The sequence below is a fragment of the Polaromonas sp. genome (assembly GCF_029945895.1).
In the GTDB taxonomy this organism is placed as follows: Bacteria; Pseudomonadota; Gammaproteobacteria; order Burkholderiales; family Burkholderiaceae_C; genus Polaromonas.
In genome coordinates this window covers 133192-151794 of sequence record NZ_JAQSDL010000076.1, presented here as the reverse complement: position 1 = coordinate 151794, position 18603 = coordinate 133192, and the positions used below count along the sequence as shown (strand labels likewise).

The following is an 18603-nucleotide window of genomic DNA, read 5'->3' as shown; positions in this document are numbered from 1 at the left end:
TTTTCCGGCCTCAGGGGAGAATCCTTTGTTTTGGAGTCACCCACGATGAACAATTCACTGCGGCGGGCCTGTTGCCTGGCTGTGTTTTTGCTGGTTGCGGCCTGCTCGAAAGAGCCCGAACCCGTTGACCCGGCCCATACACCCAGGCCCTCCCTCGCCAACGTGAAGCCGAGTTTCATCAACAAGGTGTGGGAAGTCAGCCTGTCCACCGGGGTGGCACCGGGCACGCTGTACGCGTTCCTGTCGGACGGCACGCTGGTGGTCACCTCGCCCAACAGCAAGGCTGCCTTCGGTGCCTGGACCTACACCAACGGCAAGCTCACCATGATCGAGGAAGCGCAGGAGTACAAAACCGACATCCTGAGCCTGACCCAGGACGAATTGCGGCTGAAAAGCCACAACCCGGGTGGCAGCATTGAAATCCTGCTGGTGCCGGCGCAGGTCGCGCCACTTCCGCCCTGAAGCTCAGGCCAGGCGACGCGCAACGGCCGGCCTGCGCCCCTGCGCCACCAGCAGGACCAGCATCAGCAGCGCAATGCCGGCAAAACACAGGAAGGACCAGTTGGCAATCGACAGGCCCAGAAAGGTCCAGTCGATCTTGGTGCAGTCGCCGCTGCCCTTGAAAATCATCGGGATCACCCGCTGCAGCGGAAAAGTCTCGATCATTCCGTAAAAATCACGCCCGCAGGAGGCGACTTCAGGCGGGTACCACTGCAGGAAACTCTGGCGTGCGGCGACAAAAGCACCGAAACCGGCCACCAGCAGCGTCACCGCCGAACCCGTCATGAGCAGCCCTTTGCCGCGCGCGAAAGCCGTCACACCGGCAACCACCGCCACCAGCACCAGCGCATAACGCTGCACAATGCACATGGGGCAAGGCTCCAGCCCGACCACATGCTGCAGGTAGAGCCCGAAAGCCAGCATGGCCACACAGCCTGCACACACCAGGGCCAGCACACGGCGCGGCGCGGTTTGGAAATACGTCAACAACATCACGGTCCTTTTTTTCTTCAATCTGCGGATTGTCGGTGGTTCGGGAGTTTAGACGGCGATAAGTTCCCTGCCTCTTGCCTTGGGACATGCGTTGCGTGCAGAAATAAAAAGTGCCGCGGCGGAAAACTCCGCGCGGCACCCTGAAGACACAGGAATGATATTTATTTGGCCGGCGTCACCGTCACGGTGGGCACTTCAACTTTTTTCTCTTCCACCTTGACGGTTGGGACCGCAACCGTTTTTTCAGTGGTGCCCACCGTAATGTCCGGGGTCTTGACGTCGTACTTGGGCAGCGTGACGTCGCCCTCCTGGGTTTTGGTGATTTCAACTTTAGGCACAGTGATGTTGCCTTCCTGGGTTTTTTTGACGTCGCAGGCGCTCAGGCCCAAGGCACTGGCTGAAATGAGGGCAAAAGCAAGGGTGTTTTTCAACATGGGACTCCCGGGTAAATGGATTAAAAGTGATTGAACTGAAATATCAAAAGCTCGCTTCACAAAGGGCGGCTCAAGGCCCGAAGCAGCAGCTTTGAATAAATTTTCCCTGCGGATCACTGGCCGGTTTTGTAAGGTAGCGTCCTACGTCCGTGTGAGCAGAGTCTCTTTTTATTCGTCAGGTTCAAATCCCCTCCCCCGCATCCACAAACACCCGCGCGTTACGCGGTGTTACCACCAGCAGTTCTCCTTCGTGCAGACCCATGTCGCGGTATTGCTGCGAGGGCATCTGCACTTCGATCAGCGGGTCGGCCTGACCGCTGTCTTCAGACGGTGTCAGTTCCAGCCGGGCAATCGGCCCGATGACAATTGCGCGGCTCAATTGGGCCGCAATGCCTTTGGCGCCTGGCGAATAACGCTGCACATCGAAGTCGTGCGGACGCACATAGGCGAAAGCTTTCGCGTTTTGCGCGCCGCTGTGTTCGGGCGCCTCCAGGCGCATGCCTTCGAGCTGGATCTTGCCTTCGTGCGCACGGCCGTGGAAAAGGTTGACGTCACCGAGAAAGCCGTACACAAAGGGACTGGCCGGGTGGTCCCAGACCTGCTGCGGCGAGCCGATCTGCTCGACCTTGCCCTGGTTCATCAGCACCACGCGGTCGGCGACTTCGAGCGCTTCCTCCTGGTCGTGCGTCACAAAAATGCTGGTGACATGCAGGTCGTCGTGCAGGCGGCGCAGCCAGCGCCGCAACTCTTTTCTCACCTTGGCGTCGAGCGCGCCGAAAGGTTCGTCGAGCAGAAGTACCTTGGGTTCAACCGCCAGTGCGCGTGCCAGCGCAATCCGCTGGCGCTGCCCACCCGAGAGCTGCGACGGGAAACGATCGGCCAGCCAGTCGAGCTGCACCAGGCCCAGCAGGTCGTGCACCTTCCTCTTGATGTCGACGTCGCTGGGGCGCAGGCCACGCGGCTTGACACGCAGGCCGAAGGCGACGTTTTCGAACACCGTCATGTGGCGGAACAGCGCGTAATGCTGGAACACAAACCCGACCTGACGCTCGCGCACATGCACATCGGTCGTGTCTTCGCCGCTGAACAAAATGCTGCCCTGGTCAGCCGTTTCGAGGCCAGCAATGATGCGCAGCAAGGTGGTCTTGCCGCAGCCCGAAGGGCCGAGCAAGGCGACCAGTTCGCCCGAGGCGATGTCCAGGCTCACGTCGCCGAGCGCCTGGAAGTTGCCGAAGTGTTTGCTGATGTTGCGGATTTCAATACTCATGATGGATTCCGTTTCTTGTGTTCAGGTCGCACCGGCGGTGATGGTGGCCGGCGGCCTCTCGGGCGGCAAAGCCGCGGCAGTTTTTTCTTCCTGCCCGGCGCGCCACTCGGCCACCGACTTGATCAGCAAGGTGACCAGGGCCAGCAGCGCAAGCAGCGAAGCCACCGCAAAGGCGGCCACCGACTGGTACTCGTTGTAGAGAATCTCCACGTGCAGCGGCAAGGTGTTGGTCTGCCCGCGGATGTGGCCGGACACCACCGACACCGCGCCGAACTCGCCCATGGCGCGGGCGTTCGTCAAAATCACGCCGTACAGCAGGCCCCACTTGATGTTGGGCAGGGTCACATGCCGGAAGGTCTGCCAGCCGGTGGCGCCCAGCACGATGGCGGCCTGCTCTTCGTCGCTGCCCTGCGCCTGCATCAGCGGGATCAGCTCGCGTGCGATGAAGGGAAAGGTCACGAACACCGTGGCCAGCACAATGCCGGGCACCGCAAAAATGATCTTGATGTCGTTGGCCGCGAGCCAGGGGCCGAACCAGCCCTGCGCGCCGAAGACCAGCACATACATCAGGCCGGCCACCACGGGCGAGACCGAAAACGGCAGGTCCACCAGCGTGGTGAGAAAGGACTTGCCGCGAAACTCGTACTTGGCAATCGCCCAGGCGGCCGAGACACCGAACACCAGGTTCAGGGGCACGGCAATCGCCGCGGCAATCAAGGTGAGTTCGATGGCTGCCCAGGCGTCGGGCTCTTTCAGCGCGGCGAGGTAAGCGCCAAAACCCTTGCGCAGTGCTTCGGTGAACACCGCCGCCAGCGGCAGCACCAAAAACAGCAGCACAAAACCCAGTGCAATGGTGATCAGGGTGTAGCGCACCCAGGGCGCTTCGGTGGTACCGGACCGAACAGGGGACGTGCGCCGCGAAGGGCCGCCCAGAGCAAGCACAGCCCCCTCGGGGGGCAGCGAGGACACGCCAGGGCCGAGCATGGGGGCTCTATCAGTCATGCCGGTGCTCCCGCGTTGCGGCGCTGCCAGGCCTGCAGGCCGTTGATGACCAGCAGCAGCGCAAAGGAAATCACCAGCATCACCACGGCCACGGCGGTGGCGCCGGCGTAGTCGTACTGCTCGAGCTTGCCGATGATGATCAGCGGCGTGATCTCGGAAATCATGGGCATGTTGCCGGCGATGAAAATCACCGAGCCGTATTCACCGATGGCGCGCGCAAAGGCCATGGCAAACCCGGTCAGCAACGCCGGCGTGATGTGCGGCAGGATCACCTTGGTGAAAATCTGCAGGCGCGTCGCACCCAGTGAGGTCGCGGCCTCTTCCAGTTCCTTCTCGGCATCTTCCAGCACCGGCTGCACCGTGCGCACCACAAACGGCAGGCCGATGAAGATCAGCGCGATCACCACGCCAGCCGGCGTGAAGGCCAGCTTGATGCCCAGCGGTTCCAGGTATTGCCCGATCCAGCCGTTGCCGGCCAGGATGGCGGTCAGCGAAATGCCAGCCACCGCGGTGGGCAGGGCAAACGGCAGATCCACCAGCGCATCGACAATTTTTTTGCCGGGGAATTTGTAGCGCACCAGCACCCAGGCCAGCAGCAGGCCGAACACCAGGTTCACCAGCGCAGCAAACAGCGAGGCGCCAAAGGTCAGGCGGTAGGACGCCATCACGCGCGGGGAAGTCACCGCTGTCACGAACTGCTCCCAGCTCAGCGAGAAGGTCTTGAACAGCAGCGCCGACAAGGGGATCAGCACGATGATGCTGAGGTAGAACAGCGTGTAGCCCAGCGTCAGGCCGAAGCCCGGCAGCACCTTTTTCGCAGATTTTTTTGTCATTTTTTTTGTTCAACTCAGGCATGGCATTTTTCCGACGGGCCGCCCCTAGGAAAAATAGCCCCCTCGGGGGGCAGCGCATTACGCGAAGCGAAAAGCGTGGGGGCCAGTTACTTGACGATGTAAAGCTTGTCGAACTGGCCGCCGTCGTTGAAATGGACTTTCTGCGCTTCGCCGAGCGAGCCGAAGTAGTCCTTCACCGTGAATTGCTGGATTGGCTTGAACACACTGGAATATTTCTTGAGCACGGCCGCCGAACGCGGGCGAATCGCATGTTTGGCGGCGATCTCCTGGCCTTCGTCCGAATACAGATAGGCCAGGTAGGCCCTGGCCAGTTCGCCCGTGCCCTTTTTGGCGACCGTGCGTTCGACCACGGCGACCGGGTTCTCGGCCACGATGCTGGACGAGGGATACACCGCATCAACCTTGCCTTCGCCGAACTCGCGGTTCACCGACAGCACCTCGGATTCAAACGTGATCAGCACGTCACCCGTGTTGCGCTGCAGGAAGATGGAAGTGGCGTCGCGGCCGCCCTTGGCCAGGATGGGCACGTTTTTGTAGAGCTTGCCGACAAAGTCCGCGGCCTGGGCATCGCTGCCGCCGCTCTTGCGCACCGAGCCCCAGGCCGCCAGGTAGGCCATGCGGCCGTTGCCGCCGGTCTTGGGGTTGACCACGATGACCTGCACGCCGGGCTTGACGAGATCGGCCCAGTCCTTGATGCCTTTGGGGTTGCCTTTGCGCACCAGGAACACCATGGTGGAGGTGGTGGGCGAGGCGTCGTTGGGGAAGCGTTTCGTCCAGTCCTTGGCGACCAGGCCCTTGTCGGCCAGAAACTCGATGTCGGTCGTGGTGTTCATGGTCACCACGTCAGCGTCCAGGCCGTCGGCCACCGAACGCGCCACGGCGCTGGAGCCGGCGTGCGACTGGTCGATCTTGACGTCCTTGCCGGTGGTTTTCTTGTAGTGGGCGATGAAGGCCGCGTTGTAGTCCTTGTAGAACTCGCGCGCCACGTCATAGGAGCCGTTGAGCAGGGTCTGGGCCGAAGCCAGGCCGCCGGTGGCCAGGGCGAGGGAAGCCAGGAGGAGTTTGAGTCTGCGTTGCGTGGTCATACAGTTTCCAGAGAAGAAAATGAAAAAGAAGAAGAAGAAAGGTGAGAGGAATGAAGGCGGGTGGCGACATCCACGTCACCGGCCAGCGACTGCAGCAGGGCCGCGCCCAGCGGCCATTCGCCGTGGCCCGATTCAACGTTGATGTGGCCGCCGTTCTGGATGCGCACAAACTCGCTGCCCCAGGCCCGCGCATAGGCGCCCGCCAGGCGCACCGGGCAGTACGGGTCGTTGCTGCTGGCCACCAGCACGCTGCGGTAAGGCAGCTTGCGGGCGGGCACGGGCGCGAAGTCGCTCAGGATGGAGCGGCGCTCCGGGTCGGCCGGGGCCACCAGCAAGGCGCCGTGAATGCGTGCTGCCGCATCGGCCGGCAGGTGCGTGGTGGCAATGCAGCCCAGGCTGTGCGCCACGATGACGACCGGTTCGGTTTGCAGCAGGATGGTGCGGGCCATCGAGGCCACCCACGCCTGGCGGCTGGGTGTGATCCAGTCGTCCTGCTGCACACGCACGGCGTTATCCATGCGCCCGGCCCACAGGCTTTGCCAGTGGCCGGGGCCGGAGTCGCGCCAGCCGGGAACGATGATGAAGCGCACTGGCCTGCCCAATCGTCAGGGGACAAACGAAGTGTCGGCGGGTTGGGGTGTTGCCATGAGGACTCCTGTGCATTTGTATTCAAAAATGCATTGTGGGGAGTCGTCTTTAAAACTCAAAAGAATATATCGTTTTAAATTTATATGGCATAACGATATAACTAACCCGGTTTGAGGCTGCTCGCGCTTTGCGCCAGGAGCCTGTCTGTCTTGGAACGTTGAAAGCAAAATAGGGCCTTGGCCCTTATCCCACCTGCGCAAGCCGCTATCAAAAAACGAGCGACTTACAAGGCCAGCACATCGGACTTCAGGTGGTCACCCAGAAAATCCAGAAAACTGCGCACCGCCGGCACCTGGCCCCGGCGGGAGGGAAACACGGCATGCACCATGCCCGGCCGCAATGCCCAGCCGGGCAGCACCGGCACCAGCAGCCTGGCCTGCAGTTCTGCCGTGCACAGCATCTCCGGCAAAAAACTCATGCCGGTGCCGGCCAGCACGGCCAGCTTGAGGGTCTGCAGGTCGTCGGCCACATAACGCGGCTGGTGCTGCAACACAAACTCCTGCCCCTGCGGGCCCAGCAGTTCCCAGGCGCTGCGCCCCTCGGTGGCCGACATGGCCACCGTGTCGAGGTTTTTCAGGTCATCGGGCGTGGCGGGCGCACCCTGCCGCCTGAGCAGTTCCGGACTGGCCAGCAGGTAGCTGCAGGAGGCGCCCAGCTGCTTGACGACCAGGCTGCCGCTGTCGTCCAGGGTGGGCCGCACCCGCAGCGCCACATCCATGCCCTCTTCCACCAAGTCCACCACCCGGTTGGTCACCCGCATGTCCAGCTTCACATGCGGGTGCTGGGCCAGGTACTGCGGAATCAGGTAGCCCAGCGTGCCCTGCGCCAGGGTCACCGGGCAACTGATGCGCAGCGTCCCGCGCGGCTCGCTTTGCATCTGCGCCACGGCCTCGCCGGCGGCCAGGGCCTCGTCGCGCATGGCCACACAGTGGCGCAGGTAGAGCTCGCCCGCGTCGGTCAGCGAGAGCTTGCGGGTGGTGCGCTGCAGCAGCCGCACGCCAAGCCGCGCCTCCAGTTCGGCCACCCGGCGCGATAGCCGCGACTTGGGCAGGCCCAGCGCCCGGCCCGCCGCCGCAAAGCCGCCGCGCTCGGCCACTTCGGCGAAATACAGCATGTCGTTCAGGTCCTGCATGGGCGGCTCCCAAGTTGTTGTTTCGTGTGTTTATTGTCCTGCTGGTAGGACGATGTATCGCATTTTTGCCATCTTATCAATGAATGGATCCACCCACACAATCTATTCATGGCTGCGATTCATGGTGAATACGGCCAACAACCGATCCATCCCCGATTCACACCTTCAAGGAACCCTTCATGACCAAGCTTCTGCACATCGACTCCAGCATCCTCGGCGGCAACTCCGTGTCGCGCCAATTGACCGCCCAGATCGTCGACTCCTGGCGCGCCGGCCACCCGGCCACCGACGTCAGCTACCTCGACCTGGCCGTGGACACCCCCAGCCACCTGTCGGCCGAGTCCCTGGGTTTTCGCATGCCCGCCGGCAGCGACCTGAGCGACGCGCAAAAGCGCGAAAACGCGGTCTCCGAAGCGCTGGTGTCCCAGTTTCTCGCCGCCGACGTGATTGTGGTGGGCGCACCGCTGTACAACTTCTCCATCCCCAGCCAGCTCAAGGCCTGGATTGACCGCATCGCCCAGGTCGGCCGCACTTTCACCTACACCGACAAGGGCCCGGTCGGCCTGGCCGGCGGCAAGACCGTGATCGTGGCGTCTGCCCGCGGCGGTGTCTATTCGACCAGCGACGCCGGCAATGCGATGGAGCACCAGGAAAGCTACCTGAAGACCGTGTTCGGCTTCTTCGGCATCACGGACGTGCGTTTTGTGCGCGCCGAAGGCCTGGCCATGGGTGACGCGGCCAAAGCCGCTGCCCTGGCCGCTGCCACCGCTGACATTGCGACGCAGGCCAACGCCGCCAACGAAGCGCAGGCCGCCCTCGCCGCCTGAACCCGGCAGGCCTGAGAGCTGCCCCCATGAAAAAAGCCCGCACTGCGGGCTTTTTTCTTTGCGCGGGACAGAAGCTCAGGCGTGCTTTTTCACCCAGTCCACATAGGCGTTGACCCAGCCCTGCAAAAACGCCAGGCTGGCCTCGCCGATGTTCCCGGCCGCGTCGTACAGCCCTTCCTTGTTGTGGATGAAGGCCTCGGGCTGGCCCAGCGTGGGCACGTTCAGGTAGGCCAGGATGTTGCGCAGGTGCTGCTGCGCCAGCGCCGTGCCGATGGGACCGACGGAAGCGCCCAGCACACCCGCAGGCTTGCCGTTCCACACGCTTTTGCCGTAAGGGCGGGAGGCATGGTCAATCGCGTTTTTCAGGACGCCGGGAATCGAACGGTTGTATTCGGGCGTGAAAAACAGCAAGCCCTGGGCCGCCGTGATCTCGCCCTTCAGGCGCGTCACCTGCGCCGAGGGATTGCCGTCGTCATCCTGGTTGTAGGGTGGCAGGTCGTCGATGCGCACATGGGTAAAGCTGAAGTCTGCCGGGAACAGTTTTTCAAGCGCCAGCGCGAGCTTTTTGTTGAATGAATCCTTGCGGATGCTGCCGACGACAACGGCGATGCGGTATTGAGCCATGGAGTTCTCCTGAAAATGGTCAGACTGGCGGGACCCATAAAGGGGCTCAACCATTATGCGAACCCTGTTTGACATTGCGCGGCGTGAGGACAAGCAGCAGGCGCATGCCGCGACGGCCTTGCGCCCGGAAAAAACATCAATAATGGCTCGCCATCACCTTGCGCCCCGCACCCCTACTGGAAAAAACCGTGAATCCCAAAATCAAAGAGCTGCTCGGTCAGATCACCACGCTGGAAGACGAGCTGCGCGCCGCACTGCGGGAACAGGAGACTCAGCTGTTCTACCAGTTCAAGGGCAAACGGGTGGAATTCGAGGGCTCGATCCGCGAAACCCACCGCAAACTCAAACGCAGCCTGTGGCGCTGGATCGTGACGGACCGCCCGCAGAACTTCCTGACCGGGCCCATCATCTACAGCCTGATTGTTCCGCTGGTGCTGCTGGATCTCTGCGTCACCCTGTACCAGGCCAGCTGCTTTCCCATCTACAGGATTGCCAAGGTAAGGCGTGCCGACTACATCGCCCTGGATCGCCAGCACCTGGCCTACCTCAACGCCTTCGAGCGTTTTCACTGCACCTACTGCTCCTATGCCAACGGGCTGATCGCCTACGCGGCCGAAATCGTGGCACGCACCGAGCAGTATTTCTGCCCCATCAAACACGCGCGCCAGCTGTTCAGTTCCCACGCGCGCTACGAGCGGTTCCTGGCCTACGGCGAAGCCGCCGACTACCACGCCAAGCTCGAAGCGTTCCGCCTGGCGCTGGAAAAGGAAATGAAAACCTAGGCGGCCCGGCTAGCGGAGAATCAGCACCGGCACCTTGCTCAGCCGCAGCAGCGTGGTGGTCGTGCTGCCGACAATCAGCTGGCGGATGCGCGAGTGCCCGTAGGCACCCATCACCAGCAAGGCCGCACCCTGGGCCTGGACCAATGCCGGCAACACCTCTTCCGGCTCACCGGCCACAAGCTCGACCTCGGCGTCAAATCCCGCAGCTGTCAGGGCCTGCCGGGCCTCCTTGAGCCGCTGGCGTGCCAGCGTGGTGTCCACACCGGCCATGGCCACCAGCACCGGCAGGCCGGCCAGCAAGGGGCTGCGCGCCACCGTCTCCACGGTCTTGCGCGCAGTCGGGCTGCCGTCAAACGCCATGACCACACGCCGGGGTGCGTCGAACTGCTCACCCGTCGCCACCAGCACCGGCCGCTTGACCGAACGGATCACCCGCTCGACATGGTGGTCCAGGTGAATCTTCGAAGCCTCGCTCGCGTGGTAGTGCTCACCGAGCACAAACAGGCGCGCATCGGGCTCCATCTCGAGCACCGTGTCGAGCAGGTCACCATGCCGCAGGCGGCCGTCAGGCTGGGACACACCGGCGGCAGCAGCCCGCTCACGCGCGGCGGCCAGCAGCCGGCGACCGGCTTCCTGCGCCAGCTTGCCGCGCTGCTCGTCCAGAACGCTCAGTTGCTCGAGCAGGGCCTCCTGCGTGCCCAGCCCGATGGCGCCGCTGTAGTCGGTGACCTGAGGCCGCTCAGGGTTGCGCTCCAGCACATGCAGCAGTTCCAGCGGGACATCGAGCCGCAGCGAGGACCAGGCGGCCCAGTCGATCACGGCGGTGGTGTTGGCAAGCCCGTCAATGCAGGCGTAAACCTTGTTCATTTTTTTGTCTCCCGAGTCAGTGCATGAGTTTTTCAACAGCGCCCGGCTTGTCGTGGATCGCGAAGCGGTCCATCAGCGTGGTGCTGGCTTCGTTCAGGCCGATCACTTCCACCGGCGTGCCCTCGCGCCTGAACTTGAGCACCACCTTGTCGAGTGCACTGACGGCGGTGATGTCCCAGAAATGCGCGCGGCTCAGGTCAATACGCACCTGCTCGACCACTTCCTTGAAATCAAAGGAAGCGATGAAGGCCTCGGAGGATGCAAAAAACACCTGGCCAACAACGCCATAGGTGCGCACCCGGCCTTCGTTGTCGCTCGCTCGGTCCACGCGCAGCACCCGCCCGACCTTGTGGGCAAAGAAGATGCCGGACAGCAGCACACCGACAAACACCCCTTTGGCCAGGTCGTGGGTGGCCACGGTGACAAGCACGGTGGCGATCATCACGACGGAAGAGCTCGGCGGGTGCTCGCGCAACTTGCGGACCGAGTCCCAGCTGAAGGTGCCTATGCTGACCATGATCATCACGGCCACCAGCGCGGCCATGGGGATCTGCTTGACCCAGGGGCCGAGGAAAACAATGAGGATCAGCAGGAACAAGCCGGCCACAAAAGTAGACAGGCGCCCGCGCCCGCCCGATTTCACATTGATCACCGACTGGCCGATCATCGCGCAGCCCGCCATGCCGCCTATGAAACCGGTGGCAATGTTGGCCACGCCCTGCCCCACACACTCGCGGTTCTTGTTGCTGCCGGTGTCGGTCAATTCGTCAACAATCGAGGCGGTCATCATCGATTCGAGCAAGCCGACCACGGCCAGCGTGGCGGCATAGGGGAAGATGATCTTCAGCGTCTCCAGGTTCAAAGGCACGTCGGGCAAGAGGAACACCGGCAAGCTGTCGGGCAGCTGGCCCATATCGCCCACGGTGCGGATGTCGAGCTTGAGCGCCATTGCCACACCGGTGAGCACCACGATGCAGATCAGCGGCGACGGCACGGCCCGGGTGAGGTAGGGCAAGCCGTAAATGATCACCAGGCCCGCCGCCGTCATGGCATACACCACCCAGCTGACGTTGGTGAGCTCGGGCAGTTGCGCCAGAAAGATCAGGATGGCCAGCGCATTGACAAAGCCGGTGATGACCGAACGCGAGACAAAACGCATCAGCACCCCCAGCTTCAAGGCGCCGGCAATGATCTGCAGCACGCCGGTCAGGATGGTGGCGGCCAGCAGGTACTGCAGGCCATGCTCCTTGACCAGCATGACCATGACCAGCGCCATGGCACCGGTGGCTGCCGAGATCATGCCCGGGCGGCCGCCGGTGAAGGCAATGATCACGGCGATGCTGAACGAGGCATACAGGCCGACCTTCGGGTCGACACCGGCAATGATGGAGAAGGCAATCGCCTCGGGAATCAGGGCCAGCGCCACCACCAGGCCGGCGAGCAGGTCGCCGCGGATGTTGGAGAACCAGTCCTGGCGGATGGAGGGGTAAAGTGTTTTCAATGGAATGAGCGCAGCCCGGGGCATGCCTGGCTGTCGTTGGAAAGGGAAAAAGAGGAAGGGATCACCGCAGCAGATGGCTGCCGGATCACGTCGGACTCGCAGGCGCCAGGCGCCTCAAGTGAACGCTCAGGGCGGCGTCACAGAGCAGAAATAGCCGCGCGGCAGCCCGCAACCCGGAAAGATCACCGGGGCAGACAAGCGCATGACGAGGCCTTTGTGCATGGCAGCATTGTAACAATCGGGTTCCGCAGGCCGGGGCCCGCAGCAGGGGCGCTGGCGGTGTCGGCCTGCGCCGGAGCGCGCTGTTGCAGGCCGGCCCGCATGCGCCGGTGAGGCCCTGGAGATGCCGCCCGTCTGCTCCTTCTTTTATAGCTGCTCGCGCCCGTCTGACAAGGGTTGGAGGGCGATTTGACTGTCAACCTCAGCCCGCACGACGAAACGTCAGGTTGATGCGGCGCCGGCCCAGCAGCGCATGGTCGCCATCGGCCAGCGGCGCCACGCCATGAAAAGCCAGGCGCGCCGGCCCACCCCAGACCACCACGTCGCCGTGAACCAGGCGATGACGTTGCGGCCTGTCGCTGCGGCTGCTGGACCCGAACAGGAACACGGCGGGAAGGCCCAGAGAGACTGACACAATGGGCGCCGAGAGATCCTGCTCCTCCTTGTCCTGGTGCAGCGAAAGCCGCGCACCCGGCTCGTAGCGGTTGATGAGGCAGGCGTCGGGCTCGAAGGCGGCAAAGCCGGCCTGCGCTGCGGCGCGCACGGCCAGGCTCCGCAGGACCGACGGCATGGCTGGCCAGGGCTGGCCCGACAGCGGGTCCAGCGCGTCGTAGCGGTAACCGCTGTGGTCGGACACCCAGCCCAGCGCGCCGCAATTGCTCATGGCCACCGACATGCGGTAGCCACCCGGCGTGACCAGATGGCGAAACGGCGACAGGCGGGTGAGCTCTGTGATGGCTTGCAGCAGGGCCGCGTCGTCCTCGCGCGCAAAGCCGCGCAGCAACGCGGCACCCGGTGCCAGCGTTTCACGCGACACCGCCACGGGCAACTCGTCAAAAAGATCAGCGGTCAAGCTTTCTCCTGGTTTCTCCTGCGCAAATTCAGGCGCTACTGCGCGTCATGAAAAATCACACCGAGCGTGTGACGCTGGCCCGAGCGTACCGTGCTGACGCCGTGGCGCATGTTGACCCTGTAAGTACCCCTGCTTCCCTGCACCGGGCGGTGGTGCACCGCAAACACCACCGCGTCGCCCTGCATCAGGGGAATCACCTCGGGGCGGGACTGCATGCGCGGGCGCTGTTCGGTCAGCACGAACTCGCCGCCGGTGAAGTCATCGCCCGGCCGCGACAGCAGCACCGCCACCTGCAGGGGAAACACATGTTCACCGTACAGATCCTGATGCAGGCAGTTGTAGTCGCCCTCCGCGTACTGCAACAGCAAGGGCGTCGGCCGCTTCTGGCCGGCCGCGTGGCAACGCGCGAGGAACAAGGCATGTTCGGGCGGATAACGCGCGGCGATGCCCATGGCTTCGTTCCAGCGGTTGGCCACCTCCACCAGCCGGGGATACAGCGAGCTGCGCAGTTGCTGAACCAGGGCCGGCAACGGGTAGTTGAAATACTGGTATTGACCGCGCCCAAAGCCATGCCGGGCCATCACGACGCGGCTGCGAAAACGGTCTGTTTGCGGATAAAGCCCGGCGACCGCCTCACATTCGGCGGCACCCAGCAGCGCGGGCAACACCACCCGGCCCTGCGTCACCAGGGTGTCGGTATCGATCGGGAGGTCGGCGCGCAGGCGGCTTGCCGGCAGGGCGGCGGTGGCGGTGGCGGTGGCGCAGCTTGTCGAAGAAAACATCGGGCTGAGAATAGCCCCGCGCCAGGCAACCGGCACGCCATAAACGGACATCCCCCTGAACTGGCGCAGCTACTTCCGGTTTTTGAGATCAAATCGGCACACAGCCCAATACCGATGGGCGCCAGCAGCTACCATATTGATAGCAGAACGCGACGGCTTCGCGTTGGCTACGACAGGTGCGACCGTGTCCAGCGCACGATGTCGGCCGCTCCCATGGCACCGGGCTGGCGCGCGACCTCGCGGCCGTTGAGGAAGAGCGCCAGCGTGGGGATGCTGCGGATATTGAAACGTGCGCCCAGATTGCGGGCGGCCTCGGTGTCCACCTTGGCCACACGAACGGCCGGCTCCAGCTGCGCGGCAGCCTGTTCATAGGCCGGCGCCATCTGCAGGCAGGGGCCACACCAGGGCGCCCAGAAATCGATGAGTACCGGGATCTGGCTGCGCGTGATGTGGCGGTCAAACGCCGCTTCGTCAAGGTTGACCGGGTGCCCGGTGAACAGCGCCTTGTGGCAGCTGCCGCAGTCCGGAGCCTTGGCCAGATCCGCGCTGTTGACGCGGTTGGTCGTGTGGCAGTGCGGGCACACGATGTGCAGGGAATCCGTCATCTGTACCCCGTCTGCTGCCTGAAATCAGCTGTTGTTGGCTTCGTCCAGCGCCTTGCAGGATGGCGCGCACACGGCATGGGACTTGCCCAACACCTTGCGTGTGCCCATCTGCGAGCGGGGACGGTGTTTGCCGCACATGAAACAGGACATGGTGGCGGCACCAAAAGAAGCGGACGCGACAAAGGGCGAACCCGAAACCTTGGATTTGTAACGCAGTCCGTCAGCAAGGACGGTGGTTTTGGCATCAGCTCTGGCCATAGGGGGTTCCTTTGTTGGATGAGCGCATGGCGCGCTCGATGACTTGCCTGGCTTGCTGCTCGGCGCTGAGAGAACTTTCCAGCGGAGAGCGGCACAAGCCCGCGTACTGGTAATTGACATTTTCGTACAACTCGGCCGCGGCCGGGTGGGTATCGAGCAAAGCCCCCAGTTCGATGCCCGGAGGGGCGTCGCCAAAGGCCTCGACCAGGTGATTCACGACAGACAGGTATTGCTCGGGCCCGACCGGCTCGACACTGCGCTCCAGCCGCTCAAGCAGTTCGGCAAGAACGTGGGTCACGGTCAGGCTGGCGCTGGAAGAAGGGGTTTGGGTGGTAGTCATGCATCAGAACTGGGGGTGCCGGGCTGAAAAACAAGCACCGGCGCCGCCATTTTACCCGCAGCGCCTGGCCCCGTGCGGCCCGGGCAGAACCCGCATAGCTCCTTTTTTTATAGCAGCCTCCGTGCGACGGACAAGGGCCAAGCCACGGTTTTCTCCTCCATCGGCAATGGACCCGGTGGCAAGCGGAGCAAGGCGAGCCGCCGCCGCAGTCGCAGCTCGCCTACAAAGGCTTGCAGCCTGGGCCGACGGCACCCGCCCCGCTCATCTGAAACACTTTGTACGGTTGACCGGCCGTTGCCGGGGTCGCCAGGAACCGCAGTGCATTTCAAGCTTTTTTACCACCTCGCCAAGCAGTCCGTCACCGCCTGGGTTGACGACTACGCCCCCAGCATGGGGGCCGCCATTTCCTACTACACCGTTTTTTCGATCGCGCCGCTGCTGATCATCGTGATCGCGGTCGCCGGCCTGGTCTGGGGGCGGGACGCCGTGCAAGGTGAAATCGTGGCCCAGCTCACCGACCTGATCGGCCAGGACGGCGCCATCGGCGTACAGGCCCTGATTGAAAGCGCCAACAAGCCGGCCAAGGGACTGATCGCCACCGTCATCAGCGTGGCCGTGCTGCTGATCGGCGCCACCACGGTGTTTGCCGAACTGCAAAGCGCGCTGGACCGCGTCTGGGATGTGCCGCCCTCGCAAAAAGCCTCCGGCATCTGGGCCACCCTGCGTGCACGGCTGCTGTCGCTGGGCTTTATCCTGGGGCTTGGCTTTTTGCTGTCGGTGTCGCTGGTCTTCAGCGCCGGCGTGGCGGCTTTTGGCGGTTGGGCCAACGCGCTGTTCCCGGGTCGGGAGTTGTTGCTGCAAGCGGTGAACACGGCGATCTCACTGGGCGTTTCCAGCCTGTTGTTCGCCATGATCTTCAAGCTGATGCCGCAGGCCCGGGTCAGCTGGCGCGATGTCTGGGTCGGCGCCGCCGTCACCGCGGTGCTGTTCGAGATCGGCAAGGCGCTGATCGGCCTGTACATCGGCAAAAGCAGCGTGACCTCGTCTTTTGCGGCAGCCGGCTCGCTGGTGGTGCTGCTGCTGTGGGTCTATTACTCGGCGCAGATTTTCCTGCTGGGCGCGGAATTCACCTGGGTTTACGCGCACGAGTACGGCTCGCTCCGGGGTGAGGCCGAGCGCAAGGCAAAACCCGTCGCGGCTGCTGCGCCCGATGCCGGCAGCGTGCTCGCACCGGCCGTCCCCGCGCCGCAGCGAAACGAGGCAGCCGGCAAGACGGTTCCCGTCCTTGCCGACGCCGCCGTTCCCGGGGCCGCGGCCCCGGAGGCTGTTCAGCCCGTGCGCCAGTCACCGGTGCCAGTGGCGCTGAGCCAGCGCGCCCTGGTCTATGGCGCCGCCTCCGCCGGCGTGGTGCTGCTCTCCCTCTGGCTGAAAAAGCGCCGCGCTGCACCACCTTGGCCGTCAGGCCGGTACTGAAAGGCGCCCGCCATGACGCCACCCTCCAGGCCGCCTGCCCCAGCAGAAAAGGCCGGCGAGCAAGGAAGGCCGCACGGCGACTTACCTGCGTCGCGTGTTCCAACCCGGGCGTGTGATCAAGCCGCCGCGAGGAATTTTCCGCGCATGAAAGCCATGTAGCCGTCTTCGGTCATTTCGCGCCGGGCTTTCACAAAACCCCGGGCGTCGTCACCCACCAGGTAGCGCAGCTGGTCGCTGCCATCGGTAGCTGCGGCGTAGATGACTTTGGCCACATCGTCGGAGTTCATGTTGCTGGCCGAGGTCATCGCTGCGAAGGCCCTGTCGGTGTTCGCGATGAAATCGTCGTAGTCGGTCAGCCCCTTGTCGTTCGCGCTGCCGGCCGCGGTGCGGGCGTTGAATCTGGTGCTGGTCACGCCCCCGTGCGGTATCACCAGCTTGACGGCGATGTTCTGCGACGCAAGCTCGTAAGAAAGCGCTTCCGAAAACCCTTCGAGCGCAAACTTGCTCGCGCAGTACATCGAGATCATCGGCAAGGTGAACATGCCGGCGCCCGAACTCACGTTGATCACATGGCCACCCTTGTTGCGGCGGAAATGCGGCAGGATGGCGCGCGTCAGTTCCATCACACCGAACACGTTGACTTCGAACTGGGCCAGAATCTGTTCATGCGATACGGCTTCCAACAGACCGTACTGGCCGTAGCCGCCGTTGTTGACCAGCGCATCGATGCGCCCAAAGTGCTGAATGCCTGCTTCGATAGCCGTCCCCATGCTGGCCAGGTCCTGCACGTCCAGGCGCGTGACCATCACGTTGGCGATGTGGCGCAATTCGGTGTCTTTGTCGGGGTTTCGCTGCGTGGCGACGACGTTCCAGCCTTGAGCGGCGAAACGTTTGGCAGTCGCCAGGCCGATACCGGACGACGTGCCTGTAATCAGGACGGTTTTGCTCATGAGGGGTTTCCTTCAGGGGGTGTATTGAGGGCGGTTGCTACTGGCTTGAAGCATATGAGGCTGCAACTTATTCAACAATCCTCGAAATTTGGCATGAGTTAGTGCATGATTTAGCACAATGAGGCGAACTGGACTCTCAGAACTCAATGCCGTGGTCGCCGTGGCGGCGCACCGGAGTTTTCGCAAGGCGGCGGCCGAACTCGACATCTCCCCCTCGGCCCTGAGCCACGCCATCGCCACGCTGGAGCAGCGCCTGGGCCTGCGGCTGTTTAACCGCACCACCCGCAGCGTCTCGCTGTCGGAGGCCGGGGCCTCCTTCCTGGCGCGGGTGCAGCCGGCGCTGCATGAAATCACCGCCGCCATGGAAGGCGCCAATGACTTCCGCGACACGCCTTCAGGCACGCTGCGCCTGAACACCTCTGAAGGCGGCGCGCGCATGATCCTGGCGCCGCTGTTGCTGGAGTTTTTGCGGCGCTACCCCGACATGCAGGTCGACCTGGTCACCGAGGGCCGGCTGGTGGATATCGTCAAGGAGGGTTTCGACGCGGGCTTTCGGCTGGCCGAGGCCGTGCCGCTGGACATGATTGCCGTGCCCTGCACGCTACCGCTGCGCTTCGCGGTGGTCGGCTCACCGGCCTACTTCAAAGGCCGCAAGCCACCGAAAACGCCGCAAGACTTGCTATCCCACGCATGCATACGCAGCCGCCTGCCCAGCGGCGCCCTCTTTAAATGGGAGTTTGAAAAAGATGGCCGCAAGCTGGACCTGGATGTCGTCGGTCGGCTCACGCTGGACAACGACAACCTGCGCATCGCCGCCGCACTCGAAGGCGAGGGCCTGACCTGGACCAGCGAATGGCCGGTGGCGCAGCACATCGCGGAGGGCCGGCTTTTGCGCGTGCTTGAAGACTGGACACCGCCCTACCCGGGCCTGTGTCTGTATTACCCCGGCCACCGGCTGGTGCCGGCGGGCCTGCAGGCCTTGATCGGCTTGGTGCGCGAAAAAATGACACTGTCCTCTGCAAGGACAGCGCCATTTTGATCAGGGCTTGAATAAGGGCAGTCGCTCAGTCCCCGTGGTCTCCGGGTCCAGCGCCGAGGTGGTTTCGC

22 protein-coding genes are annotated in these 18603 nt (G+C 63.5%); 5 read left to right on the top strand and 17 right to left on the bottom strand.

The window, feature by feature from the left end; all coding sequences use genetic code 11:
- Positions 1-45 precede the first annotated feature (45 nt).
- Positions 46-462: a hypothetical protein gene (locus tag PSV33_RS09210; protein WP_300560834.1), complete on the top strand. Its 417-nt coding sequence runs from the start codon at positions 46-48 to the stop codon at positions 460-462.
- A gap of 3 nt (positions 463-465) precedes the next feature.
- On the opposite strand, the gene PSV33_RS09205 is transcribed toward PSV33_RS09210, so the two are convergent.
- From PSV33_RS09205 to PSV33_RS09170, 8 genes are all read right to left on the bottom strand, one after another.
- Entirely contained in the window at positions 466-993 is a 528-nt protein-coding gene (locus PSV33_RS09205) for a disulfide bond formation protein B (protein WP_300560931.1), read from the bottom strand.
- Positions 994-1154: 161 nt separating this feature from the next.
- Positions 1155-1544 carry a hypothetical protein gene (locus PSV33_RS09200; protein WP_300560831.1) on the bottom strand — a complete coding sequence of 130 codons (390 nt, stop codon included), beginning with the start codon at positions 1542-1544 and terminating at the stop codon, positions 1155-1157.
- A gap of 64 nt (positions 1545-1608) precedes the next feature.
- Entirely contained in the window at positions 1609-2694 is a 1086-nt protein-coding gene (locus PSV33_RS09195; RefSeq protein ID WP_300560829.1) for a sulfate ABC transporter ATP-binding protein, read from the bottom strand.
- Positions 2695-2715: 21 nt separating this feature from the next.
- Positions 2716-3696, bottom strand: coding sequence for a sulfate ABC transporter permease subunit CysW (gene cysW, locus PSV33_RS09190; RefSeq protein ID WP_300560827.1), 981 nt, complete (start codon positions 3694-3696; stop codon positions 2716-2718).
- On the bottom strand, positions 3693-4529 hold the full coding sequence (gene cysT, locus PSV33_RS09185; RefSeq protein ID WP_300560825.1) for a sulfate ABC transporter permease subunit CysT: 837 nt from the start codon (positions 4527-4529) through the stop codon (positions 3693-3695). Before cysT ends, cysW begins: the two co-directional genes overlap by 4 nt.
- A 107-nt stretch (positions 4530-4636) precedes the next feature.
- Positions 4637-5635: a sulfate ABC transporter substrate-binding protein gene (locus PSV33_RS09180; protein WP_300560823.1), complete on the bottom strand. Its 999-nt coding sequence runs from the start codon at positions 5633-5635 to the stop codon at positions 4637-4639.
- Entirely contained in the window at positions 5632-6225 is a 594-nt protein-coding gene (locus PSV33_RS09175; protein ID WP_300560821.1) for an alpha/beta hydrolase, read from the bottom strand. Before PSV33_RS09175 ends, PSV33_RS09180 begins: the two co-directional genes overlap by 4 nt.
- A gap of 281 nt (positions 6226-6506) precedes the next feature.
- Positions 6507-7415 carry a LysR family transcriptional regulator gene (locus PSV33_RS09170; protein ID WP_300560820.1) on the bottom strand — a complete coding sequence of 303 codons (909 nt, stop codon included), beginning with the start codon at positions 7413-7415 and terminating at the stop codon, positions 6507-6509.
- A 179-nt stretch (positions 7416-7594) separates the two neighbouring features.
- On the opposite strand from PSV33_RS09170, the gene PSV33_RS09165 reads away from it, so the two are divergent.
- Positions 7595-8242, top strand: a complete 648-nt coding sequence (locus PSV33_RS09165; RefSeq protein WP_300560818.1) for an NAD(P)H-dependent oxidoreductase — start codon at positions 7595-7597, stop codon at positions 8240-8242.
- Positions 8243-8317: 75 nt separating this feature from the next.
- On the opposite strand, the gene PSV33_RS09160 is transcribed toward PSV33_RS09165, so the two are convergent.
- Complete coding sequence (locus PSV33_RS09160) at positions 8318-8866, bottom strand: NAD(P)H-dependent oxidoreductase (protein WP_300560817.1); 549 nt, start codon at positions 8864-8866, stop codon at positions 8318-8320.
- A 188-nt stretch (positions 8867-9054) separates the two neighbouring features.
- Here PSV33_RS09160 and PSV33_RS09155 point away from each other — a divergent pair, with 188 nt between their 5' ends.
- Positions 9055-9648, top strand: a complete 594-nt coding sequence (locus PSV33_RS09155) for a hypothetical protein (protein ID WP_300560815.1) — start codon at positions 9055-9057, stop codon at positions 9646-9648.
- A 9-nt stretch (positions 9649-9657) separates the two neighbouring features.
- On the opposite strand, the gene PSV33_RS09150 is transcribed toward PSV33_RS09155, so the two are convergent.
- The 7 genes from PSV33_RS09150 to PSV33_RS09120 form a co-directional block, all read right to left on the bottom strand.
- Positions 9658-10515 carry a universal stress protein gene (locus tag PSV33_RS09150; protein WP_300560813.1) on the bottom strand — a complete coding sequence of 286 codons (858 nt, stop codon included), beginning with the start codon at positions 10513-10515 and terminating at the stop codon, positions 9658-9660.
- Between the two features lie 16 nt (positions 10516-10531).
- Positions 10532-12016, bottom strand: a complete 1485-nt coding sequence (locus PSV33_RS09145; RefSeq protein WP_300560811.1) for a SulP family inorganic anion transporter — start codon at positions 12014-12016, stop codon at positions 10532-10534.
- Between the two features lie 421 nt (positions 12017-12437).
- Positions 12438-13088: a DNA oxidative demethylase AlkB gene (gene alkB / locus PSV33_RS09140; RefSeq protein ID WP_300560809.1), complete on the bottom strand. Its 651-nt coding sequence runs from the start codon at positions 13086-13088 to the stop codon at positions 12438-12440.
- Positions 13089-13123: 35 nt separating this feature from the next.
- A complete protein-coding gene (locus PSV33_RS09135) occupies positions 13124-13870 on the bottom strand; it encodes a 2OG-Fe(II) oxygenase (RefSeq protein ID WP_300560807.1) in 747 nt (248 codons plus the stop codon).
- A 167-nt stretch (positions 13871-14037) separates the two neighbouring features.
- On the bottom strand, positions 14038-14475 hold the full coding sequence (gene trxC, locus PSV33_RS09130; RefSeq protein ID WP_300560805.1) for a thioredoxin TrxC: 438 nt from the start codon (positions 14473-14475) through the stop codon (positions 14038-14040).
- 24 nt (positions 14476-14499) lie between these two features.
- Complete coding sequence (locus PSV33_RS09125; RefSeq protein WP_096665230.1) at positions 14500-14733, bottom strand: hypothetical protein; 234 nt, start codon at positions 14731-14733, stop codon at positions 14500-14502.
- Entirely contained in the window at positions 14720-15073 is a 354-nt protein-coding gene (locus tag PSV33_RS09120) for a hypothetical protein (RefSeq protein WP_300560803.1), read from the bottom strand. Before PSV33_RS09120 ends, PSV33_RS09125 begins: the two co-directional genes overlap by 14 nt.
- 318 nt (positions 15074-15391) lie before the next feature.
- Here PSV33_RS09120 and PSV33_RS09115 point away from each other — a divergent pair, with 318 nt between their 5' ends.
- The gene (locus PSV33_RS09115; RefSeq protein ID WP_300560800.1) at positions 15392-16546 is read left to right on the top strand and encodes a YihY/virulence factor BrkB family protein; all 1155 of its coding nucleotides are present in this window, start codon (positions 15392-15394) and stop codon (positions 16544-16546) included.
- A 116-nt stretch (positions 16547-16662) separates the two neighbouring features.
- Here the strand turns inward: PSV33_RS09115 and PSV33_RS09110 are convergent, their stop codons facing one another.
- Positions 16663-17496 carry an SDR family oxidoreductase gene (locus tag PSV33_RS09110; protein WP_300560799.1) on the bottom strand — a complete coding sequence of 278 codons (834 nt, stop codon included), beginning with the start codon at positions 17494-17496 and terminating at the stop codon, positions 16663-16665.
- Between the two features lie 118 nt (positions 17497-17614).
- On the opposite strand from PSV33_RS09110, the gene PSV33_RS09105 reads away from it, so the two are divergent.
- Positions 17615-18535 (top strand): LysR family transcriptional regulator, encoded by a 921-nt coding sequence (locus PSV33_RS09105; RefSeq protein WP_300560798.1) that lies wholly within the window; start codon positions 17615-17617, stop codon positions 18533-18535.
- The last annotated feature ends 68 nt before the right edge of the window (positions 18536-18603 follow it).

Bases quoted from the DNA above. Each gene is read 5' to 3' on its own strand.
- PSV33_RS09210 (WP_300560834.1), top strand. From the start codon at position 46: ATGAACAATTCACTGCGGCGGGCCTGTTGCCTGGCTGTGTTTTTGCTG.
- PSV33_RS09205 (WP_300560931.1), bottom strand. From the start codon at position 993: ATGTTGTTGACGTATTTCCAAACCGCGCCGCGCCGTGTGCTGGCCCTG.
- PSV33_RS09195 (WP_300560829.1), bottom strand. From the start codon at position 2,694: ATGAGTATTGAAATCCGCAACATCAGCAAACACTTCGGCAACTTCCAG.
- cysW (WP_300560827.1), bottom strand. From the start codon at position 3,696: ATGACTGATAGAGCCCCCATGCTCGGCCCTGGCGTGTCCTCGCTGCCC.
- cysT (WP_300560825.1), bottom strand. From the start codon at position 4,529: ATGACAAAAAAATCTGCGAAAAAGGTGCTGCCGGGCTTCGGCCTGACG.
- PSV33_RS09180 (WP_300560823.1), bottom strand. From the start codon at position 5,635: ATGACCACGCAACGCAGACTCAAACTCCTCCTGGCTTCCCTCGCCCTG.
- PSV33_RS09170 (WP_300560820.1), bottom strand. From the start codon at position 7,415: ATGCAGGACCTGAACGACATGCTGTATTTCGCCGAAGTGGCCGAGCGC.
- PSV33_RS09165 (WP_300560818.1), top strand. From the start codon at position 7,595: ATGACCAAGCTTCTGCACATCGACTCCAGCATCCTCGGCGGCAACTCC.
- PSV33_RS09160 (WP_300560817.1), bottom strand. From the start codon at position 8,866: ATGGCTCAATACCGCATCGCCGTTGTCGTCGGCAGCATCCGCAAGGAT.
- PSV33_RS09150 (WP_300560813.1), bottom strand. From the start codon at position 10,515: ATGAACAAGGTTTACGCCTGCATTGACGGGCTTGCCAACACCACCGCC.
- PSV33_RS09135 (WP_300560807.1), bottom strand. From the start codon at position 13,870: ATGTTTTCTTCGACAAGCTGCGCCACCGCCACCGCCACCGCCGCCCTG.
- trxC (WP_300560805.1), bottom strand. From the start codon at position 14,475: ATGACGGATTCCCTGCACATCGTGTGCCCGCACTGCCACACGACCAAC.
- PSV33_RS09125 (WP_096665230.1), bottom strand. From the start codon at position 14,733: ATGGCCAGAGCTGATGCCAAAACCACCGTCCTTGCTGACGGACTGCGT.
- PSV33_RS09120 (WP_300560803.1), bottom strand. From the start codon at position 15,073: ATGACTACCACCCAAACCCCTTCTTCCAGCGCCAGCCTGACCGTGACC.
- PSV33_RS09110 (WP_300560799.1), bottom strand. From the start codon at position 17,496: ATGAGCAAAACCGTCCTGATTACAGGCACGTCGTCCGGTATCGGCCTG.
- PSV33_RS09105 (WP_300560798.1), top strand. From the start codon at position 17,615: ATGAGGCGAACTGGACTCTCAGAACTCAATGCCGTGGTCGCCGTGGCG.